The sequence below is a fragment of the Glycomyces sp. NPDC021274 genome (genome assembly GCF_040641195.1).
In the GTDB taxonomy this organism is placed as follows: domain Bacteria; phylum Actinomycetota; class Actinomycetes; order Mycobacteriales; family Micromonosporaceae; genus Glycomyces.
Genome location: NZ_JBFADC010000008.1, coordinates 109926 through 129472, shown reverse-complemented (window position 1 = coordinate 129472; position 19547 = coordinate 109926). Strand labels below are relative to the sequence as shown.

Annotated in this window: 19 protein-coding genes; 14 read left to right on the top strand and 5 right to left on the bottom strand. The window is 69.4% G+C overall.

Annotated elements, in window-relative coordinates:
* Positions 1 to 45: 45 nt before the first annotated feature.
* Positions 46 to 1476, bottom strand: coding sequence for a trehalose-6-phosphate synthase (locus tag AB0I03_RS18450; protein ID WP_360414241.1), 1431 nt, complete (start codon positions 1474 to 1476; stop codon positions 46 to 48).
* Between the two features lie 162 nt (positions 1477 to 1638).
* Between AB0I03_RS18450 and ettA the strand changes: the two genes are divergently transcribed.
* The 5 genes from ettA to AB0I03_RS18425 all read left to right on the top strand — a co-directional run bounded on the left by ettA (position 1639) and on the right by AB0I03_RS18425 (position 6550).
* A complete protein-coding gene (gene ettA / locus AB0I03_RS18445; protein ID WP_360414238.1) occupies positions 1639 to 3318 on the top strand; it encodes an energy-dependent translational throttle protein EttA in 1680 nt (559 codons plus the stop codon).
* Between the two features lie 2 nt (positions 3319 to 3320).
* Positions 3321 to 3722: a thioesterase family protein gene (locus AB0I03_RS18440; protein WP_360414235.1), complete on the top strand. Its 402-nt coding sequence runs from the start codon at positions 3321 to 3323 to the stop codon at positions 3720 to 3722.
* A gap of 18 nt (positions 3723 to 3740) precedes the next feature.
* Positions 3741 to 4316: a hypothetical protein gene (locus AB0I03_RS18435; protein WP_360414232.1), complete on the top strand. Its 576-nt coding sequence runs from the start codon at positions 3741 to 3743 to the stop codon at positions 4314 to 4316.
* 341 nt (positions 4317 to 4657) lie between these two features.
* A complete protein-coding gene (locus tag AB0I03_RS18430) occupies positions 4658 to 5455 on the top strand; it encodes a YbjN domain-containing protein (protein WP_360414229.1) in 798 nt (265 codons plus the stop codon).
* A 138-nt stretch (positions 5456 to 5593) separates the two neighbouring features.
* Positions 5594 to 6550, top strand: a complete 957-nt coding sequence (locus tag AB0I03_RS18425) for a hypothetical protein (protein ID WP_360414226.1) — start codon at positions 5594 to 5596, stop codon at positions 6548 to 6550.
* A gap of 110 nt (positions 6551 to 6660) precedes the next feature.
* On the opposite strand, the gene AB0I03_RS18420 is transcribed toward AB0I03_RS18425, so the two are convergent.
* On the bottom strand, positions 6661 to 7089 hold the full coding sequence (locus AB0I03_RS18420; protein ID WP_360414223.1) for a globin: 429 nt from the start codon (positions 7087 to 7089) through the stop codon (positions 6661 to 6663).
* A 92-nt stretch (positions 7090 to 7181) separates the two neighbouring features.
* Entirely contained in the window at positions 7182 to 8219 is a 1038-nt protein-coding gene (locus AB0I03_RS18415; protein ID WP_360414220.1) for a mechanosensitive ion channel family protein, read from the bottom strand.
* Between the two features lie 257 nt (positions 8220 to 8476).
* Between AB0I03_RS18415 and AB0I03_RS18410 the strand changes: the two genes are divergently transcribed.
* From AB0I03_RS18410 to AB0I03_RS18400, 3 genes are all read left to right on the top strand, one after another.
* Positions 8477 to 9034: an HNH endonuclease gene (locus AB0I03_RS18410; RefSeq protein ID WP_360414217.1), complete on the top strand. Its 558-nt coding sequence runs from the start codon at positions 8477 to 8479 to the stop codon at positions 9032 to 9034.
* Positions 9035 to 9298: 264 nt separating this feature from the next.
* Positions 9299 to 9559, top strand: coding sequence for a hypothetical protein (locus AB0I03_RS18405; protein ID WP_289954543.1), 261 nt, complete (start codon positions 9299 to 9301; stop codon positions 9557 to 9559).
* Positions 9546 to 9980 carry a DUF5130 family protein gene (locus tag AB0I03_RS18400; protein WP_360414213.1) on the top strand — a complete coding sequence of 145 codons (435 nt, stop codon included), beginning with the start codon at positions 9546 to 9548 and terminating at the stop codon, positions 9978 to 9980. Before AB0I03_RS18405 ends, AB0I03_RS18400 begins: the two co-directional genes overlap by 14 nt.
* 57 nt (positions 9981 to 10037) lie before the next feature.
* Here AB0I03_RS18400 and AB0I03_RS18395 read toward each other — a convergent pair whose 3' ends face one another.
* Together AB0I03_RS18395 and pepN are read right to left on the bottom strand one after the other, a co-directional pair.
* The gene (locus tag AB0I03_RS18395; RefSeq protein WP_360414211.1) at positions 10038 to 10970 is read right to left on the bottom strand and encodes a hypothetical protein; all 933 of its coding nucleotides are present in this window, start codon (positions 10968 to 10970) and stop codon (positions 10038 to 10040) included.
* A gap of 178 nt (positions 10971 to 11148) precedes the next feature.
* Positions 11149 to 13689: an aminopeptidase N gene (pepN, locus tag AB0I03_RS18390; RefSeq protein ID WP_360414208.1), complete on the bottom strand. Its 2541-nt coding sequence runs from the start codon at positions 13687 to 13689 to the stop codon at positions 11149 to 11151.
* 102 nt (positions 13690 to 13791) lie between these two features.
* On the opposite strand from pepN, the gene AB0I03_RS18385 reads away from it, so the two are divergent.
* The 6 genes from AB0I03_RS18385 to pyrE all read left to right on the top strand — a co-directional run bounded on the left by AB0I03_RS18385 (position 13792) and on the right by pyrE (position 19524).
* On the top strand, positions 13792 to 14997 hold the full coding sequence (locus AB0I03_RS18385; protein ID WP_360414205.1) for a DUF1015 family protein: 1206 nt from the start codon (positions 13792 to 13794) through the stop codon (positions 14995 to 14997).
* A gap of 9 nt (positions 14998 to 15006) precedes the next feature.
* Positions 15007 to 15474, top strand: a complete 468-nt coding sequence (locus tag AB0I03_RS18380) for a ribose-5-phosphate isomerase (protein WP_360414202.1) — start codon at positions 15007 to 15009, stop codon at positions 15472 to 15474.
* Between the two features lie 120 nt (positions 15475 to 15594).
* Complete coding sequence (locus tag AB0I03_RS18375; RefSeq protein WP_360414199.1) at positions 15595 to 16017, top strand: hypothetical protein; 423 nt, start codon at positions 15595 to 15597, stop codon at positions 16015 to 16017.
* A gap of 165 nt (positions 16018 to 16182) precedes the next feature.
* The gene (locus AB0I03_RS18370) at positions 16183 to 17859 is read left to right on the top strand and encodes a protein kinase (protein WP_360414196.1); all 1677 of its coding nucleotides are present in this window, start codon (positions 16183 to 16185) and stop codon (positions 17857 to 17859) included.
* Positions 17860 to 18079: 220 nt separating this feature from the next.
* A complete protein-coding gene (locus tag AB0I03_RS18365) occupies positions 18080 to 18958 on the top strand; it encodes a phytanoyl-CoA dioxygenase family protein (protein WP_360414193.1) in 879 nt (292 codons plus the stop codon).
* Positions 18959 to 18984: 26 nt separating this feature from the next.
* Positions 18985 to 19524: an orotate phosphoribosyltransferase gene (gene pyrE, locus AB0I03_RS18360; RefSeq protein ID WP_360414190.1), complete on the top strand. Its 540-nt coding sequence runs from the start codon at positions 18985 to 18987 to the stop codon at positions 19522 to 19524.
* Positions 19525 to 19547 lie beyond the last annotated feature (23 nt).

Sequence of the window (19547 nt, the reverse complement as noted above, 5' to 3'; positions counted from 1 at the left end):
CGTTGCGGAAATGTCTGTGCCTGCCGCCCGACCGCCGGGTAGGTATCAGACTTCGGCAGGCGGGCTGCCCGGATTGTACGCCGCGCTGCGCTCCGGAACTCCTAGCGCTGTGAGGAAACTGCGCGCCCAGCGACTGACATCGTGCTTGCGCAGATACCGCCTCATGGCGCGCATCCTCTTCATCTTATCGTCGAGCGGCGCGTTCGCCGCTGTCACAAATCCGTCTTTCAAATCGGTCAAATCATGCGGATTCACAAGGAATGCCTGCCGCAGATCGCCTGCGGCACCGGCGAACTCGCTCAGCACGAGCGCCCCGCGGTTGTCGACGCGGCTCGCCACGTACTCCTTCGCGACCAGGTTCATGCCGTCGCGCAGCGGGGTGACCGCCATGACGTCGGCCGCCTGGTACAGCGCCGCGAGCTCGTACCGGTCGAAGCTCTGGTGCAGGTAGTGCACCGCCGGGAGCCCGACCTGCCCGTACTCGCCGTTGATCTGCCCGACCTGCCGCTCCACCCGCTCGCGCAGCTTCACGTACTGGTCCACGCGTTCGCGACTGGGGGTCGCGACCTGCACCATCACCGCGTTCGGCACCTGCAGCCGGCCGTCCTCCAGGAGCTCCCGGAAGGCCTTGAGCCGCTGCTCGATGCCCTTGGTGTAGTCGAGCCGGTCCACGCCGAGGATGATCGTCTCCGGCTCGCCGAGCTCGGCGCGGATCTCCTTGGCGCGCTGGCGGACCCGCTCGGTGCCCGCGACCTCTTCGTTGTGGGCGGTGTCGATCGAGATGGGGAAGGCGTCGGCGCGCACGAGCCGGTCGTCGACGGTGACGTAGTGCCCCCGCGGCCGGTAGCCGAGGAGGTGCCGGGTGAGCGCCAGGAAGTTCTGCGCCGCGAGGGGCCGCTGGAAGCCGACCAGGTCGGCGCCGAGGAGCCCGTTGAGGATCTCCATGCGGTGCGGCAGCTGCATGAACAGCTCCACGGGCGGGAACGGGATGTGCAGGAAGAACCCGATCCGCAGGTCCGGGCGCCGCTCGCGCAGCATGCCCGGGACGAGCTGGAGCTGGTAGTCCTGGACCCACACGACCGCCCCGGGGGCGGCCTCGCGGGCGCAGATGTCCGCGAACCGCTCGTTGACCTCGTAGTAGGACTTCCACCAGGAGCGGCGGAAGACGCGCGGTTCGACCGCGTCGTGGTAGAGCGGCCACAGCGAGGCGTTCGAGAACCCCTCGTAGTAGCGCAGGACCTCGGTCTCGCTCAGTGGTACCGGCATGAGGGTCACGCCGTCGGATTCGAAGGCGTCGGGGGCTTCGCCGGCGGTGCCGGCCCAGCCGATCCACGTGCCGCGGTTGGCTTGGAGTACTGGTTCGAGGGCGGTGACGAGGCCGCCAGGGGATCGGCGCCAGGTTCGGTTTCCCTCGTCGTCGACCACTGAGTCGACGGGGAGGCGGTTGGCGACGACAATGAAGGATGCGTTGCTCAATTCGTATTTCCTCCTTTTCGCCAGCCTACCGGGGCGCGGGGCCCGGCGGTCGCGGTGACGCAGACGGTCCCGGCGACGGGCCCGTTTGCGGGAGCGCCCCGGGACTTGACATCATTGACACCGGTCAGTTCAGTACGGCTCGTCCCAAAGCGAAGGATCAGCGTGGCGCAGTTCATCTACACCTTGGAAAAGGCGCGTAAGGCGCACGGTGACAAGGTCGTCCTCGACGACGTCACCCTGTACTTCAACCCGGGTGCGAAGATCGGCGTGGTCGGCCCCAACGGCGCCGGCAAGTCCAGCCTCCTGCGCATCATGGCTGGTCAGGACCAGGTCTCCAACGGCGAGGCGAAGCTCGCCAACGGCGCCACCGTGGGCATGCTCGCCCAGGAGCCGCCGCTGAACGAGTCCAAGACCGTCATGGAGAACGTGATGGAGGCCGTGGCCGACATCCAGGGCAAGCTCGACCGGTTCAACGAGGTCGCCATGGAGATGGCCACCGACTACACCGACGAGCTCATGACCGAGATGGGCCGCCTCCAGGAGGAGCTCGACGCCGCCAACGCCTGGGAGCTCGACTCGAAGATCGAGCAGGCCATGGACGCGCTGCGCTGCCCGCCCGGCGACTGGCCGGTCACCAACCTCTCCGGTGGCGAGCGCCGCCGCGTGGCGCTCTGCAAGCTGCTGCTCGAAGCGCCCGACCTGCTGCTCCTCGACGAGCCCACCAACCACCTCGACGCCGAGTCCGTGCTCTGGCTGGAGCGCCACCTCGCCGCGTACGCCGGCGCGGTGATCGCGATCACCCACGACCGGTACTTCCTCGACAACGTCGCGGAGTGGATCCTCGAGCTCGACCGCGGCCGCACCTACCCCTACGAGGGCAACTACTCCACCTACCTGGAGAAGAAGGCCGAGCGCATGAAGGTGGAGGGCCGCAAGGACTCCAAGCTCCAGAAGCGCCTCAAGGACGAGCTCGAGTGGGTCCGCTCCAACGCCAAGGGCCGCCAGACCAAGTCCAAGGCCCGCCTCGGCCGCTACGAGGAGATGGCCGCGGAGGCCGACAAGACCCGCAAGCTCGACTTCGAGGAGATCCAGATCCCGCCGGGCCCGCGCCTGGGCTCCACGGTGATCGAGGCCAAGGGCCTGGTCAAGGGCTTCGACGGCGAGGTCCTCATCAACAACCTGGACTTCAACCTGCCGCGCAACGGCATCATCGGCATCATCGGCCCCAACGGCGTCGGCAAGACCACGCTGTTCAAGACCATCGTCGGCCTCGAGAAGCCCGACGCGGGCGAGGTCAACGTCGGCGGCACCGTCCAGCTCTCCTATGTGGACCAGAACCGGGCCGGCCTGGCGGGCGACAAGTCCGTGTGGCAGGTCGTCTCCGACGGCCTCGACTACCTCATGGTCGGCAAGGTCGAGATGCCCTCGCGCGCCTACATCGCCGCGTTCGGCTTCAAGGGCCCGGACCAGCAGAAGCCCACCAAGGTCCTCTCGGGCGGCGAGCGCAACCGCCTGAACCTGGCGCTCACCCTCAAGCAGGGCGGCAACGTCCTCCTGCTCGACGAGCCCACCAACGACCTCGACGTCGAGACCCTCTCCAGCCTCGAGAACGCGCTGCTGGAGTTCCCCGGCTGCGCCGTGGTCATCAGCCACGACCGGGCCTTCCTCGACAAGGTCGCCACCCACATCCTCGCCTGGGAGGGCGAGGGCGAGGACGGCCTGCCGAAGTGGTTCTGGTTCGAGGGCAACTTCGACTCCTACGAGAAGAACAAGATCGAGCGGCTCGGCCCCGACGCGGCGAACCCGCACCGCGTCACCCACCGGAAGCTCACCCGGGACTAGCCGTGGCGCGCTTCAAGACCGACGTCCCGCTGCGCTGGTCGGACATGGACGCCTTCGGGCACGTGAACAACAACCAGTTCATGGTGCTGCTCGAAGAGGCCCGGGTCGCGATGATGTTCTCCGCCGCAACGGAATCGGGCATCCCCGGGTTCCGCGAGGGCGTCGTCGTGGCCCGCCACGAGGTGGACTTCCTGCTGCCCGTGGTCGTGCCCGCCGAGACCCGCGTCGAGCTCTGGGTCGAGCGGATCGGGAACTCCTCGTTCTCGTTCGCCTACGAGCTCATGGCGAACGACAAGCTCGCGCTGCGCGCCAAGACCGTGATGGTCCCCTTCGACGTGGCGGCCCAGCGGCCCCGGCGGCTCACCGCCGAGGAGCGGGCCTACCTCGAGCAGTGGACCGACTGACGCGCCGATGCTGATCCGATGACCGACACGACGACCGCCGGGGACGACGCGGCCTTCGCCGCGCGCGCCGCCCGGCTCGACCCCGACACCCTCGTGCTCGCGCAGGGCGGCCGCCTCTGGGCCGCCCTGCCCATCGGGGTCCTCGCCGTCCGCGAAGCCGGTGCGGCGCCTGAAGCCGGCGCCCTGGCCGACGGGGTCTACCGCGCCGGCGACCTCGCCTCCGGCAACGCCTCCCCGCGACCCGCCGCCGAATGGCGCGGGCGCCTCCCCAGGCCGCCGTGGACGGCCGTCGAGGCCGTCCCCGCCGCCGACATCGCCGACATCGACCGCAAGGCCGCTCAGGCCCTGCGGGAGCGCCGCGGCCAGGGCATCGGCGACCGCCGCCTGCGCGACGCCATGCTCGAGCACGTCACCCTCCGCGTCGAGCACGACGGCCGGATCTACCCGGTCGAGTTCCGGCTCGTCGCCGGCCTCTGCCGGATGGGCTTCCTCGGCGAGGACCCCGTGCGGGTCGTCAAGGCCGGGCGCCGCATCGGTCTCGCCGCCACCTACGGCACCGTCTGGGACAGGGACCGCGGCCTGCCGATGCTGTGACCGATTAGGAACACACGGTAACGGTCGCACCGATCGGTGACGGATACCCGACGTCCGGAGGATGGGATCGCCCTTCCCGTTCTGATACATATGAAACCGGTGACAGTACCCCGTTCGTGCCTGCGAACAAACGCGCGACGGTTCATACTTTTGGTCAGGATTGGCTGACGGTTGTGCCATGTCAGTGGTGAGCCCTAGTCTGCTCACTGCAACACGACGTAACTTGGCTATGCCCCGCGAAGCACAACCAATCACAACCAATGGTTCAGCCCAGCATGAATGCCAACGTATTACCCAACACTGCCAGTGATTCGCATTTGGGTGGGAAGGCGGACAACACCATGGCATGGTGGCGCAGCAGAAAACGCGACGCACAGCAAGAGTCGATCGCCGAGGCGGTCGCGGAACCCGACACCGAGCTCGGAGGAGCCGCCGAACGCGCCCAGGCGCGCGGCAGCCAGCCGAGCGCGGTCCCGAACCCGCGCGCCGAACGGCACGAGGACCCCGAGCTCGACACCGAGGAGTACGAGGTCGACCTCGAGTTCGCCTCCCGCGAGCTGCGCCACGAACTCACCGCGGAACAGCTCCTGCTCGGCCCCGAGCACGAGCAGATCTCCGAGGTCGACCGCTGGCACCTCATCAAGCGCGACCTCGAGGAGATCGACCCGGAGTTCATCTCCGACCTGGAGCAGATCGCCGCCGACGCGGTCGCCCAGGAGACCGACGAGGCCGCGCCGCTCGACTCGGACCGCATCATCGCGGCCCTGAAGAACCTCGACATCCGCTACCTCGTCGACGAGAACGGCGGCATCGTGGCCCTCTGGGAGCGCCACATCGTCCAGGTCCGCGCCGAAGGCCCCGACGCCGACATCCTGGTCCTGCGCGCCCGCGCGTACCAGACCGTCCCCCGCGAATGGGCCGAGCGCGGCTACGCGGCCATGAACGAGTGGAACCGCACCCGCCGCTTCCTCAAGGCCTACCTCGGCGAGCCGACCGAATCGGGCGCGCTCCCGGTCTTCGGCGAGATCCAGGTCCCCGTCCGCCCCGGCATCACCACCGCCCTGCTCGAAGAGCTCATCGACTGCGGCACCGCGATCTCGGGCACATTCGTCGAGTGGCTCGAAGGCGAACTGCTGTAAACCCTGCCGGTCTGACCGTTGTGCACCGCCGCCCCGGACTCCCATCGGAGTCCGGGGCGGCGCTTTGAACAGGTGCGATGAGCTATCGACCGGTACGATCATGAGGCACCCCCATCTCCAAATTGGATAGGAGACCCCATGACCCCCGAACCCCAAGGCGCCCAGCCTCCCGAGTCCCCCGCGCCTCCTCCCTTCACTCCCGACCCCGTACCTGAAGCGCCGCAAGCGGATGCCGCGGTCAGGATCCCGGCCCAGGCCTCGCCGTCGGTCTTCGAATCCGAATCCGACGCGACCGTGAAGGTCGTGCCGGGAGCCGCGCCGCAAGCCGCCCCCGAAGCCGTTTCCGCCGCTGCGCCTGCCGAAGCGGCCCCCGCCTCCCCAGTGCCGCAGTCGTCGTTCGCGTCCTCGAACGACGACTTCCTCACGGAGGCACAGCCGCCCGCGGCCTCGCACCCGGCGGACCAGCCCGGATACCCGCCGCCGGCACCCGCCACCTCGACGGGCGCCATGCCGCAGACGACCCTCCCGTCGCCGGTGGCCCCGCCCGCCCAGGGCTACGCGATGACCCCGCCGCCCATGGGATCACCCGCCGGCCCGCCGCAGATGGGCGCACCCGGCGGCCAGCCGCCGATGATGGGAGCGCCCGCCGGCCCGCCGCCCAACATGCAGACCGGTCCGATGCCGCTCCCGCCGGCACCACGAAAGCCCCGCAACAAGGCCGCAGTGGCCTTCGGCGTGATCGCCATCGTGCTGCTCGCCGCCGCCGCGACCTTCGGCATCCTCTACTCGGAGAAGTCGAACGACTTCACCGAGCAGGCCGACCGGTTGGCGTCCGTCGAGGAGCAGCGCGACGCACTCGAAGACGAGAAGGCCCAACTCGAGGACGAGCTCGTCGCACTCCAGCTGGAGCGCGACAACCTCCAGGGCGACTCCGACGCCCGCCAGGCCTGCTCCGACGCGCTCGACACCCTGATCGCCGACGAGTACCCGGGCACCATCGACGACCTCGAGGACCTCGCCAGCGACGAGTACCTGGCCTGGGCCCAGGCCCACGACGAGCTCTACCGCGAAGTCGAGCGCCAGTGCCTCGCCTGACCTGAGGACGAACGAGAACGGAGCGGCGGGTTTCCCCGCCGCTCCGTTCTGCTGTTCAGTTGCCTTGGCGCGTAAGGCTAGTCATGCGTTCCGCATGCTCTACTCATGCTTCATGCGTTCCGCATGAAGTCCGCCGCGCGCTCCATGTACTCCCACATGACCTTGTCGTACTCGGGAGCGAGGGCGACCTCGTCCATCGCGTGGCGCATGCAGCGGAGCCAGGCGTCGCGCTCGCGCTCGCCGATCGTGTAAGGGGCGTGGCGCATCCGCAGGCGCGGGTGGCCCCGCTCCTCGGAGTAGGTGTGCGGGCCGCCCCAGTACTGCTCGAGGAACATCTTCAGGCGCCGGGCGGCCGGGGCCAGGTCCTCTTCGGGGTACATGGGCCGCATGATCGGGTCGTCGGCCACCTGGGCGTAGAACGAGGCGACCAGGCGCTCGAAGGTCTCCTCGCCGCCCACGGCCTCGTAGAAGGACTGCGTGGGCGCAGGCTGTCCGGTCGGCGTCAAGGCCACCACGGCCCGCGGGCTGTCACTAGGCATCTCCCAATCGTGCCAAGGGCAGGACCGCCTGGGAAGCCGATCCGGCACGCGTCACACCGAATGGGCCGTATATCACTTGGGAAGCGCTGTGCCTAAGCGGTAGGCCCGGTCGCTCCGGACGCGCCGGCAGCGCCGGCAGCCCCGCCGTTGGCGATGCGCGGCACGTAGATCCGCCCCGATGAAGCGAGGTCGATGATCCCGGCCGCACGCAGCGCCTCCGTGACGCGCAGCCGCAGCTCGCGCCCGGCCGCCCACTGCTGGTCCGAGGTGGTCCGCACGCCGAGGCGCACCTTGATCTCGTCGATCGTCATCTCGACCGGCCCGAGGTATTCGGGTTCCTTGAGGATGTGGGTGCTCCAGTCCTCGTCCGCGACGAACTCCTCGGCGACCTGCGTGATGATCTCCCCGGCCCGGTCGATGTCCGCCGTCGGCGGCAGCGGTGTGTCCACCACCACGTACGCCCAGCTCTGGCTCGAGTTGCCGACCCGCAGGATCTGGCCGTTGCGCACGTACCACAGCGTCCCGTCGAGCGACCTGAGCGTGGTGACGCGCAGGCCCATGTCCACCACGGTGCCCTGGGCGTCGCCGACGTCGACGTTGTCGCCCACGCCGTACTGGTCCTCGATGAGGATGAAGATGCCGGCCAGGTAGTCCTGCACCAGGTTCTGGGCGCCGAAGCCGATGGCGATGCCCGCGATGCCCGCGCTGGCGAGGATCGGCGCGAGGTTCACGTTGAAGGCGCTGAGCACCAGCATGAACGCGACGGTGAAGATGACGATCCCGGAGACGTGCTGGAGCACGCCGGTGAGGGTCTCCGCTCGCTTGTCGCCGCGGTCGCCGAGGAGCTCGTCGCGGCGGGCGTTGCCGGAGCCGAGCTTGTCCGCGAGCTCGGCGATCGACTGCGGGCCCTTGATGGAGGTGACCTGCTTGATGATGCGCTCGATGGCGCGGTTGGCGAGCCAGCGGAGGAACACGGCCGCCAGGAGGATGAGCAGGACCTGACCGATCTTGTCGAGGACCACGCCGCCGTCGGCGGCGAACCCTTCGCTGCCGGTGATCTTGTACAGCAGCGAGCACGAGTTGAAACCCGCGTCGCACGGGCTCCCCTCGGTGGCGGCAAGCAGTTCCACGTTCGTCCTTCTCAAGGTCATCGAGGCGGGACCGCAGCGTTCACGGCCCTCGCGCACCCTTACCGACGTCCGTCCGATCCGGTGTCGTCCTGGGTCCGCACAGACGATATTCGCGCGTCATTCAAGATCCCACCGAACCAGGGTGCAATTTTCTGAGATATAGGTCAAACTTGACGGGACCGATGGCTTGGAGGTACGTCACCGTGATAGGTCCTCGACATAGGAGCACGCTCGACAGCGATGACCCTGCCCCAGGGATGCTCCCGAATCTTTTCACGCACAACGCGGCCACGCTGGGCTCCGCCCTCGTCCTGAACCAGAGTTACGAGCCGCTGTGCGTGATACCGGTCAAGCGGGCGGCGGTGCTACTGCTCACCCGCAAGGCCGAAACCGTCACTCCTGGTGACGGTTTTCTGCGCTCTGAAACCATGCACATCCCGGTCCCCTCGGTGGTCCGCCTCAACCGCTATGTGCCGATCCCCAGGCAGGTCGGGTCGAGCCCCTCTCGGCGCGGCGTGTTCGCCCGCGACGACTGGCGCTGCGTGTACTGCAACGCGTCGGCCGAGACCATCGACCACGTGGTGCCCCGCTCGCGCGGCGGGACGCACACGTGGGACAACGTCGTGGCGGCGTGCGCCCCCTGCAACCACCGCAAGAGCGACAAGACCCTGGCCGAGCTCGGCTGGCGCCTGCCCCGCGTGCCCCGGCCCCCCTCGGGCTGGCAGCTGCGCGGCTTCCGCGGCCAGCGCCGTCCCGACCCGGCGTGGGAGGCCTGGCTTCCCCGCCACGGGAAGGAGCGCGCCCGGCTCTCGTAGCCGCCATCGGACGAACAGGGCCCGCCGGCAGCCGCATGACCGCCGGCGGGCCCTGTTCGTGCCCACAGCCTTGCCGCACCAACGCTTTCGGCCCCGGTGCGACCGGCTGCACGGAGTTACCACCTGCGGCGATGTGAGGGGCGTAATTGGATTAGTCTGAGTGGCAGGCTTGGTGCCCGCTTGCCGGCCGTTGAGAAGGCGGGGCGGCGGCCAGCCGGCCGTGACTTCGCCGAGTCGCCCTGTACCTGTATTTAGGGGAGCAACATGACTATCCAGGACTTGCTGATACTGTTCGGCGCCCCGATCCTGGTTGTGGTCGCGGTCTTCGCCGTGATCTTCCTGCGGCACCCGAGGCCGCAGTCCCGCTACCGCGCGGGCGAGCCCTACAACTTCAAACCGGTGTGGTTCGTCGCCCGCAATGGCGCGGTGGCAGGCGAGTCCGGCTTGGCCGAACTCGAGTCCGGCGCCCACGGCGCCGAGGCTGTCGCCAGTGGACCCAAGGGAGGCTCGCATGGCAAGTGGTAACCAGGTGGCGATCGTCGAGGGCGTCGACAAGAGCCCCGAGGAGGTCCAGCCGGCCGTCCTCGAAGGCCCGTTCGACACCCGCGAACTGCTGCACATCGACGAGGCCCTCTCCGTCGCCGAGCGCGACGGCGGCGGCCTGCACTACAGCGTCTACGTCGGACCGCTGCACGACCCGTTCCGGGGCGCGGCGGAGGAGCTGCACGACAAGCTCGCCGACCCCGACCGCTCGATCCTCATCGCCGTCTCGCCCGAGCAGCGGCAGCTGGAGATCGTGACGGGCAAACTCGCCCAGGAGAAGGTCCCGGACCGCTCCGCGGCCCTCGTGGTCTTCTCGATGGAGGCCGCGTTCGGCGCCGGGCAGCTCGCCGGTGGCATCATCACCGGCCTGCGCATGCTCGCCGAGACCGCCGCGAGCCGCTAGACCAGACGTGAGCACGGCCCGGAGGCTTCGGCTTCCGGGCCATTGCTTTGCGTTGGGCTACTTGGCTTTTCCGGCCTCTTCGGGAAACTGGCGCTTGAGCAGGTCGTCGGCTTCGGTGAGTTCGAGCTTGCCGATGAACTCGACCCACGAGAGCGAGTCGGCGACGGTCTCGCGGATCGACAGGATCGTCGTCCCCGGAATGCGCATGGTCAGCGTGGCGGGGGACCCGAGCTGCTTCTGCGCCAGGACCGCTTCGGTCGGCTGGCCGTTGAGGCCCTTCGCGAGCTCGAACACCGCCGACTCGTTCTCCTTGGCCTTCGGCACCCATTCCATGTCGCGCTTGAGCATCAGCGTCGCGCCGACGGCCTTGCCGCCGGACTCGCCGCTGTAGGTGAGCACGATTCGGTTGGCGTCCCCGCGGGCGCTGGAGAGGCGCCACGCCGCGTCGGTGACGTCCACGAGCTGGCCTTCGAAGCGCCGCACCGAGTTCCGCGACTGCTTCGCCTGGCGGCGGTCGGCGAGCGGCTTCGCGACCAGCCGGAACAGGACCACGAGTGCGGCGAGCACGAGCACGCCGATGCCGACGGCGGCGACCTCGTGCAGGCCGGCGTCGATGGACCAGATGATCGACATCGGCACGAGCACACCGGAGGCGAGGCCGAGCAGCGGCTTGAGCCAGAACGGCCCGTTGCCGCCGGGCAGGCGCAGCGGCGCCATCAGCCCGATCACGGCCGAAGCGACGAGCGAGACGCCGACGAGCTCCGGCGCGGGCACGTCGTAGCGGCGCAGCCAGTCGATCGCCCACCAGGCCATGAAGCCCGAGCCGATGAGCACGGTGGGGATGAGGAGCACGACGGCGAACATCAACTGCTGGGGCTGCGGGCGGGTGCGCGAGGCGAGCACGGGACCGAGCAGCAGGAGCGGCAGGACGATCCCGAACAACGCGACCAAGGTGGCGCTCAGGACGGCCACCGGCAAAAGCGCGGACAAGACGGTCTCTCCTCATTCTTTTGAGTGCACAGCTCGGCCCGTGGAGGCACAGCGATGCCCGGGAGGCACAGGGGTGTTGCAACAGGGCGAGCTTATCAACGGTGCGAAGAGCGCTCGGGGCTCCGGACCGCCGTTGTGCTCGGCGGTTCCGGAGCCCCGTTTGCGGCTCGTTCCGGTGTTAAGCGGACTTGTCGAGCTCCCGGCCCTTCAGGGCGCGGGCGATGTCGGCCCGGCCTTCGGCGACGCCGCGCTTCACGGGCGCGGGCCGCTCCTCGGCGAGCCAGGCGTCGAGCTTCTCGAGCGTCTCGGCCTCGATCAGGTTCGACGGGAACGCGAGCTTGGAGAACTCGACGGCCTGCTGCGCGCCCAGCTTCTCCCACAGCTCCGGGACCGCGTCCAGGTACGGCTGCAGGTACGGGCGCACCAGGTCGGCCTGGTCGAGCGGCGCGAAGCCGAGCATCGAGGAGCGGCGGACCCAGTTCTCCGAGTTCGGGTCCGTGATCCGCTCCCAGGCGCGCTGCTTCGCTTCGGCGTTCGGCACGACCGCGCGGGCGATGATCGCCAGGCGCTGGCCGTCCGCGGTCGAGTCGCGGTCGAGTTCGGCGTCGATGGCGTCCTCAGGGACGGCCCCGTTGCCGACGAGCCCGGTGAGCAGGGCCCACCGCAGGTCGGCGTCCACGGCCAGGCCCTCGGGGACCTCGCGGCCCTCGAGCCAGCCCGCGATGCGGGCCAGGTCGGCCTCCGAACGCGACGCGGACGCGTAGGCCTTCGCCCACGAACGCTGCGGGTCCGAGCCCGGTGCGGCCGCTTCCATGGCGGCCTTCGCGGCCTGCGCCCACTGGTCGCGCAGCGCGGCGCGCTTGGCGGGGTCGGCGTAGGCGAGCGCCCCGGCGACCTGCCGCTGCGCGACGGTGACGATGTTGATGTCGTCCTCGGTGGTCAGGCTGCGGCAGCCGAGCTCCACGAACTGGGTCGCGGGCAGTTCGGCGTCGCGCAGCATGTCCCAGGCGGCGGCCCAGATGAGCGCGCGGGCGAGCGAGTCTTCGAGCGCCGAGGTGTGCTCGACGGCCGTGGCGAGGCTCCGCTCGTCCAGGCGCAGCTTCGCGTACGTGAGGTCGTCGTCGTTGAGCAGCAGGAAGTCGGGCTGCTTCACGCCGGTGAGCGCTTCGATCGCGGTGGCCTCGCCGGCGACGTCCACTTCGATCCGGTCGCGGCGCACCAGGCGCTCGCCGTCCAGGTCGTAGAGGCCGATCGCGATGCGGTGCGTGCGGTGGGTCGGGTGCTCGGCGGGGACCTCCTGCAGCACGGTCACCTTGGTGTAGTTGCCGTCGGCGTCCACGGCCACGTCGGGGCGCAGGGTCGAGACGCCGGCGGTGCGCAGCCAGGTGTCCGCGAAGTCCTTGAGCGGCTTGCCGCTCGCGGTCTCCAGCTCGCCGAGGAGGTCGCCGAAGACCGCGTTCCCGAACTGGTGCTTCTCGAAGTACGCGCGCAGCCCCGCCAGGAACGGGTCGATGCCGACGTAGGCGACGAGCTGCTTGAGGATCGAGGCGCCCTTGGAGTAGGTGATGCCGTCGAAGTTGGCCTGGATCTCCTCGGTGTCGCCCGCGGCGGTGTACACCGGGTGCGTGGTCGGCTGCTGGTCGGCGCCGTAGCCCCAGTTCTTGCGGGCCGAGAGGAACGTGGTCCAGGCGCCGTCGAAGCGGGTGGCCTCGACGTTCGCCCAGTGGCTGGCCCACTCGGCGAAGGACTCGTTGAGCCACAGGTCGTCCCACCAGCGCATGGTCACGAGGTCGCCGAACCACATGTGGGCCATCTCGTGCAGGATCACGTTGGCGCGCTGCTCGAGCTCGAAGTCGGTGACCTGGGAGCGGAACAGGAACGAGGCCTCGGCGATCGTGACGCAGCCGAAGTTCTCCATCGCGCCGAAGTTGTACTCGGGGGCGAAGACCTGGTCGTACTTCGGCAGCGGGTAGCGCACCCCGAAGTGCCGGTGGAAGTGGTCGAAGCCCTGGCGGGTGACCTCGAAGACCCCTTCGGGGTCGAGGTGGTCCTTCATGGACTGGCGGGCGTACAGGCCCATGTCGATGCCGTCGTGGGTCTCGTGCACCCCGAAGTACGGGCCCGCGCAGATCGCGGTGATGTACGGGCTCATCCGCACCGACTCGTGGAAGAGCGTGACCTTGAGGTCGACCGCCTCGACCACGGTCTCCGACTCGGCGGGCATGTTCGAGATCACGGTCCAGTGCTTGGGGGTGCGCACCTGGAACGTGAAGGCGGCCTTCAGGTCCGGCTGGTCGAAGCAGGCGTACACGCGCTGCGCGTCGGCCACCTCGAACTGCGAGTAGAGGTAGGTCTCCTTGTCGACCGGGTCGACCATGCGGTGCAGGCCCTGGCCGTCGGTCGAGTACGCGAAGACCGCGTTGACGACCAGTTCGTTCTCGGCCGCCAGGCCGGTGATCTTCAGCCCGGCCTTGGGGTCGAAGGCCGTCAGGTCGACCGGCTCCCCGTTCAGGTAGGCGTCCTCGATGCGCTCGGCGGCGATCTCGATGAAGGTCTCGGCACCGGGTTCGGTGCAGGAGAACTTGACGACGGTGCGCGAGCCGAAGGTGTCGCCCTGCTCGTGCCCGGTGAGGTCGAGCTCCACGGTGTAGGACTCGACGTGGAGCAGCTCAGCGCGCCGCTGGGCCTCGTCTCGAGTGAGAATGTGCGTTGCCGCCACAATGCCTCCAGTCAGGGTTCGGATATGAAAGAAGTGTGTCACATCTTGGAAGTTCATTAAGCGGCCACGTCGGCGATGAACAGGGTCGATTACCCTCGTGTCGTGACTGCTGCACACCCGATCGACCAGGCCTGGCTTTCCACCGGTAGCACTGGTGCGAAGAACTACGACGAGTTCCCCGACGAAACCGAGATCACGCGGATCATCGAGTCGAACCCGACCTCCATGCTGGGCGTCGAGATGCCCGCCCACACGCCCGAGGCGGTGGCCGCCGGACTCACCTTCGAGCAGGCGCTGCCCGCCGCGGCCGAACGCCTCGCGGCCCTCAAAGAGGCCGGGCGCTTCGCCGCGTTCGGCGACGTGGCCGTCGCCTACCGGATCTCCGGCGGCGAGGAGCCGACCGCGTACGGCGTGTTCTGCCTCGTCGACACCGCCGAGATCTCCTCCTCCGCCGAGGAGCCCGGCAAGGTCATCCGCAACGAGGACGTCTTCATCGAGAAGGTCAAGCAGCGCAACGAGCTCAACCAGCGCCTGCGCCACCTGCTCAGCCCCGTCCTGCTGCTCCAGTCGAGCCGCGGCGAGGAGCTGCACGCCGCGATCGAGGCCGCCGTCGCCGAGGCGGGCGAGCCCGTCGCGAAGGACGTGGACGAGGCCGGCCGCTCGCACGAGATCTGGGCGATCGGCGGCGAGGCCGGCGAGGCACTGACCGCGCTGGCCGGGGACGGCGACCTCATCGTCGCCGACGGCAACCACCGCTCGCTGGCCGCGCAGGTGGGCGGGCTCGACCGGTTCCTCGCGGTGATCACCACCCCGCAGTCGGTCGTCATCCGCCCCTACCACCGCCTCGTCAAGGGCCTGCCCGGCTCGGCCGCGCAGCTGGTGGAGCAGATCGGCCAGATCGGCGCCTCGGTCATCGAGACTGACGGCCCGCCCGAGACGCCGTCCGAGGGCGGCACCGTGGTCGTCTACGGCCAGGGCCGCACCTGGGAGATCGCGTTCCCCGCGACCGAGGGCTCCGTGGTGGACCGGCTCGACCACACGCAGGTCGAGAACGAGGTGTTCACGGGCCTGCTCGGCTGGGACGCGGGGGACAAGCGCATCACGTACGTGGGCGGCGACTACCCGGCGTCGTGGCTCGCCGCGCAGGTGGACGCGGGCAAGGCCGACCTGGCGATCCTCATCGCGCCGGTCACGGTCCCCGACTTCATCGACGTGAACCTCCAGCGGTTGAAGATGCCGCGCAAGTCGACCTGGTTCGTGCCCAAGGCGCGCGCCGGTCTCGCCATCGTCGAGCTCCCGAAAGGCTAGAGTCCCATCGTGCGCATTTATCTCGCCTCCGACCACGCGGGCCTCGAGCTCAAGGACCACCTGGTGAAGCATCTGGGCGGCCGCGGCTTCGAGGTCGTCGACGTGGGCCCGCACCAGTACGACGCCGAGGACGACTACCCGCCGTTCTGCCTCAACGCCGCCTCGCAGGTGGTCGCGGACCCGGGCAGCCTCGGCATCGTGGTCGGCGGCTCCGGCAACGGCGAGCAGATCGCCGCGAACAAGGTCCCGGGCTGCCGCGCGGCCCTGGCCTGGAGCGTGGAGACCGCGAAGCTCGGCCGCCAGCACAACGACGCGAACGTGGTCGCCATCGGCGGCCGCATGCACTCGCTCGAGGAGGCCACGGCCTTCGCCGACGCGTTCGTCGACGAGGACTTCTCCGGGGCCGAGCGCCACCAGCGCCGCATCGACATGCTCACCGAGTGGGAGACCACGCACGAGCTGCCCGAACTGCCTTAGGCGGCACGAGACCACAGGAGAGGCCCGGGCGAACGTCCGGGTCTCTCCTCGTCGCTAAAACCAGGCGAATTCGGCACATCGGATCTGGAGTATTCCGACGCGTGTTGGTAGCGTCAGTACATGTCCAAGGGTCTTCGCGTTCTCCTCCAGATCTTCCAGGTGCTGTTCCTCCTGGCTGCCCTGCTCTTCATGACCATCAGCTTCCTCATGGCCTACATCGACTTCGGCGGCACCGAGGGCGAGGAGCGGTTCATCGACACGTGGATCCTCGGCTTCGCACTGCTGTCGATCGCGGCCTCGCCCGCGCTGTGGTCGCTGATCCGCCGCGGCGGCCAGGCGGCCCCCGCCGCGCAGCCCGTCGGCGCCTACGACCGCGTGCAGGCCCCGTCCCAGCCGCAGCAGCAGCCCGGCGGGGTGTTCGAGCCGATGCAGTCGAACCAGGCCCCGGCGCCGCCGTCGAGCTCGTACGGCCAGCCCTCCGCTGGTGGCATCACGCCGACCTCCTCGCCGCAGGCGGGCAGCCCCTGGGGTTCGGGCCGCTGAAGCCCGACCCGAACCGGGAGGGCGCGGGTTGCTCGCTGAGATGATGCGAACAGCACCGCCTCCGGGGGCCGTGGAAGGTGGGTTCCGGGCGTTACGCTGTATGAATTTACGGCTCGCAAGCGTCGCCGAGGGCGGGCTCGGAACTACCTGCGCGAAGGACCACTCATGTCGAACGCCACCGTCGACCTCGTCTGCGGCCCGGCCGACCCCCTGCCGGGGTCTGAGCAGAGCTACCGGCTGACCGGCCTGCTCGGCTCGGGCGGGCAGGCCGACGTGTACCAGGCCGTTCGCGTCTCCGCCGGGGTCGCCTCGGCGCCCTTGAGCGTCAAGGTCCTGCGCCTGAACCCGCACGACACCCGCGAGCACCAGTTCCGGTCCTGGGACAAGGGCGACGCGGTTCTCATGGACCTGCACGGCCGGGGCGTGGGCGCGATCTGCCGCCGCATCGACGCCTTCTACGGCCGCCTGCCGCACCCGCCCGGCCAGGCGCCCCAGGGCGAGCCGGTGCCGTTCCAGGTGCTCGAGTACCTGCCCGGCCACGACCTGCGCCAGCTGCTGCAGTGGCGGCTCGGCCGCGTGGACGCGGCCCGCACCCTCAAGTCCGTCGCCGAGGTCATGCAGGCGATGCACCATCCGCCCGTGGGCGCGCACCCGGTGCTGCACATGGACCTCAAGCCCGCGAACGTGATCATCGGCCCCGACGGCTCGGCGAAGGTCATCGACTTCACCGGCGCCCGCTACTACACCCCGGCGCACCTGACCACCATCGCGTACACGCGCGAGACCGCCGGCCCGGAAGCGCACCAGGGGACCGTGGGCCCCGCCTACGACGTGCACGGCTTCGGGTCGATCGCGTTCTACCTCGTCACCGGCGCGAGCGCCCGCACCGACTCGCCCGGCCAGGAGCAGTCGGTCCCGTGGGCGCGGCTGCGCAAGCACCCGGTCCTGGAGTCGAACCCGCGCCTGCGGGAGCTGCTGACCGCGCCGCTCGACGACAACCCGGAGAACCGGCCGCGCACCGAGGAGCTGCCGCGCTGGATCTCCGAGCTGTGCGCCGTCGTCTCCCGCGCGAACCTCCCCGACCTCGGCGTCGACTGGCACACCCAGCACACCGGCGGCCCGCACTCGATGCCGGTGGGCGGCGCGCCCATCGACTCCGCGGCCACCCGCCGCCTCGACCGCCCCGCGGCACCGGTCGCCGCGCCCACCCAGGTCGCGCCCGCCGCGGACAGCACCCGCGTGATGGCCGACGGCACCCGCGTCATGGAAGCCGGCGTCCCGGCCCCGAGCCCGGTGCAGGACAAGCCGGTCGCCGGGCGCGTCCGCGTTCCGGGCCAGAACGAGCGCCAGGACGGCTTCTCGCCCGGCCGCTCCGCCGGCCCGCCCCCCGGCCGGGGCCCGCTGCCGCGCCTGAAGCTCTCCACCGACCCCGAGGAGCCGAGCGAACGCGAGCTCGACAAGGCCGACCGGCCGCCGCTGCTCGGCCCGCCCGGTTCGCTCTCGAAGGGCTTCGAGCTCTCCGTGATCGGCGGCCTCTTCTCGCTCATCATGTGGCTGATCTGGGCGATCCAGCAGGGCATGGACACGCTGCGCAGCCAGGTATTCAGCTACCTGTTCGTGCTGGCCGTCGCCGTGGGCCTGTTCTTCCTGATCCGCATCGCCGGCGGCATCCTCTGGGGCCGCTGGCTGCACACCAAGCGCAAAACCGCCCGTCTGGCGCACCTGGCGACCGGGATCTTCCTCTTCATGGTCGGCATGAGCTACCTCGATCAGCTCAGCTGGAGCTGGATCTCCCTCGACTTCGGATGGTTCGACTGGATCACCGACCTATTCGGAGAGTGACGAACCGCTGCCGAATCGCGTGCCGCGCTCGTTTTCCACGGTTTCCCGCGCGACTTCGCGACTTTCTCCAACGCTGCCGAAGCGATCGCTACTACGCTTTCCGGTAACGAGCACCGCGGGGATCTTGCCTGATTTTCCGACTCCCGCGGTGCAACCGCGAAGGGCGGAACGCGCGTCTAGGTAGACGACAGATCCCCCTGGAAACCGGAAAGGCATTGAGATGACCGCATTGACATCGGTCGGTGCCGCAGCTCTCACCCCTGAGCAGCGTGAAGCCTTCGATCGCGACGGCTATCTGATGATCCGCGGCGCGCTCGACGCCGATGAGATCCAGCGTTGCTCCGACGCGCTCGACCGCGTGTACGAGGTCGAGAAGGAAGCGGGCCGGCTCAGCCCAGAAGGCGCGATGCACCGCCTCGACGCCGTGACCTCCTGCCCGGAGCTCGCATTTCTCCTGAACCACCCCAAGACCTTCCACTATGTGTGGTCGATCCTGGGCTGGAACTTCCACGTCTACCACTCGCACGTGGACAAGCACCCGCCCATCGCCGGCAAGCGCCCGTTCCGCTTCGAATGGCACCAGGACGGCGGCCGCCAGAACCGCGAGACCGAGACCGACCCCCGCCCGCGCCTGTCGGTCAAGCTCGCCTACTTCTTCAGCGACCTGACCGAGGAGGGCCGCGGCAACACCAAGATCATCCCCGGCTCGCACCTGTGGAACACCATCGACGGCCCGCCGCGCCGCGACGTCGAGTGGCCCGACCCCGAAGGCGCCATCGAGGTCACCGGCAACGCCGGCGACGTCATGTTCTTCGACCGCCGCATCTGGCACGCCCGCAGCGACAACTACTCGGACCTGACCCGCAAGGTCGCGTTCTTCGGGTTCACGCCGCGCTGGATCCGCGCCCGCGACCTGGTCGACCACCTGCCCTCAGAACCGTGGTGGAACGACCTCGACCCGGTCCAGCAGCAGATGCTCGGCGGCCACATGGCCACCGGCGACCACGGCTGGGGCCACTGGCCGAAGGAGACCCCGCTGTACAACTGGCTGGCCGAGCGTGACCTCCTCGACCCGGATTACCCGCCGCTGCGCCCGTAAGGGCCCGCACGTGGCAGGCTGACCGCATGAGCACCAGTGACGCCGAGCTCGCGCGCGACATCTTCAACCGTTCGCACCTGACCGGGGAGTTCACCCTCCGGTCCGGTGTGGTCGCGCGCGAGTACTTCGACAAGTACCTGTTCGAGTCCGACCCGGTCCTGCTGCGGCGCATCGCCGAGGCGCTGGCGCCCCTGGTGCCCGCGCACGGCGTGGACGCGCTGGCGGGCCTGGAGCTCGGGGGCATCCCGATCGTGACCGCCCTGTCGCAGGTGACGGGCCTTCCGGCCCTGTTCGTGCGCAAGGAGGCCAAGACGTACGGCACGTGCCGTCTGGCCGAGGGCGGCGAGGTCGAGGGCCGGCGGCTGTTCATCGTCGAGGACGTCATCACCTCGGGCGGCGCCGTGCTCGACGCCGTCGAGGAGCTGCGGAACCGCGGCGGCATCGTCGAGCAGGGCCTGTGCGTCATCGACCGCGAGTCGGGCGGGTTGAAGAACCTGACCGACGTCGGCGTGGCGATCCAGCCGCTGTTCACGATGACCGAGCTGAAGGCCGCGGGAGCGAACTGAAGCGAGCAGGAAGGGGGCGGACG

Bases quoted from the DNA above. Each gene is read 5' to 3' on its own strand.
- AB0I03_RS18425 (WP_360414226.1), top strand. From the start codon at position 5,594: ATGACCCCCGAACCCCAAGGCGCCCAGCCTCCCGAGTCCCCCGCGCCT.
- AB0I03_RS18435 (WP_360414232.1), top strand. From the start codon at position 3,741: ATGACCGACACGACGACCGCCGGGGACGACGCGGCCTTCGCCGCGCGC.
- AB0I03_RS18410 (WP_360414217.1), top strand. From the start codon at position 8,477: ATGCTCCCGAATCTTTTCACGCACAACGCGGCCACGCTGGGCTCCGCC.
- pyrE (WP_360414190.1), top strand. From the start codon at position 18,985: ATGAGCACCAGTGACGCCGAGCTCGCGCGCGACATCTTCAACCGTTCG.
- AB0I03_RS18400 (WP_360414213.1), top strand. From the start codon at position 9,546: ATGGCAAGTGGTAACCAGGTGGCGATCGTCGAGGGCGTCGACAAGAGC.
- AB0I03_RS18365 (WP_360414193.1), top strand. From the start codon at position 18,080: ATGACCGCATTGACATCGGTCGGTGCCGCAGCTCTCACCCCTGAGCAG.
- AB0I03_RS18375 (WP_360414199.1), top strand. From the start codon at position 15,595: ATGTCCAAGGGTCTTCGCGTTCTCCTCCAGATCTTCCAGGTGCTGTTC.
- AB0I03_RS18420 (WP_360414223.1), bottom strand. From the start codon at position 7,089: ATGCCTAGTGACAGCCCGCGGGCCGTGGTGGCCTTGACGCCGACCGGA.
- AB0I03_RS18430 (WP_360414229.1), top strand. From the start codon at position 4,658: ATGGCATGGTGGCGCAGCAGAAAACGCGACGCACAGCAAGAGTCGATC.
- AB0I03_RS18370 (WP_360414196.1), top strand. From the start codon at position 16,183: ATGTCGAACGCCACCGTCGACCTCGTCTGCGGCCCGGCCGACCCCCTG.
- AB0I03_RS18405 (WP_289954543.1), top strand. From the start codon at position 9,299: ATGACTATCCAGGACTTGCTGATACTGTTCGGCGCCCCGATCCTGGTT.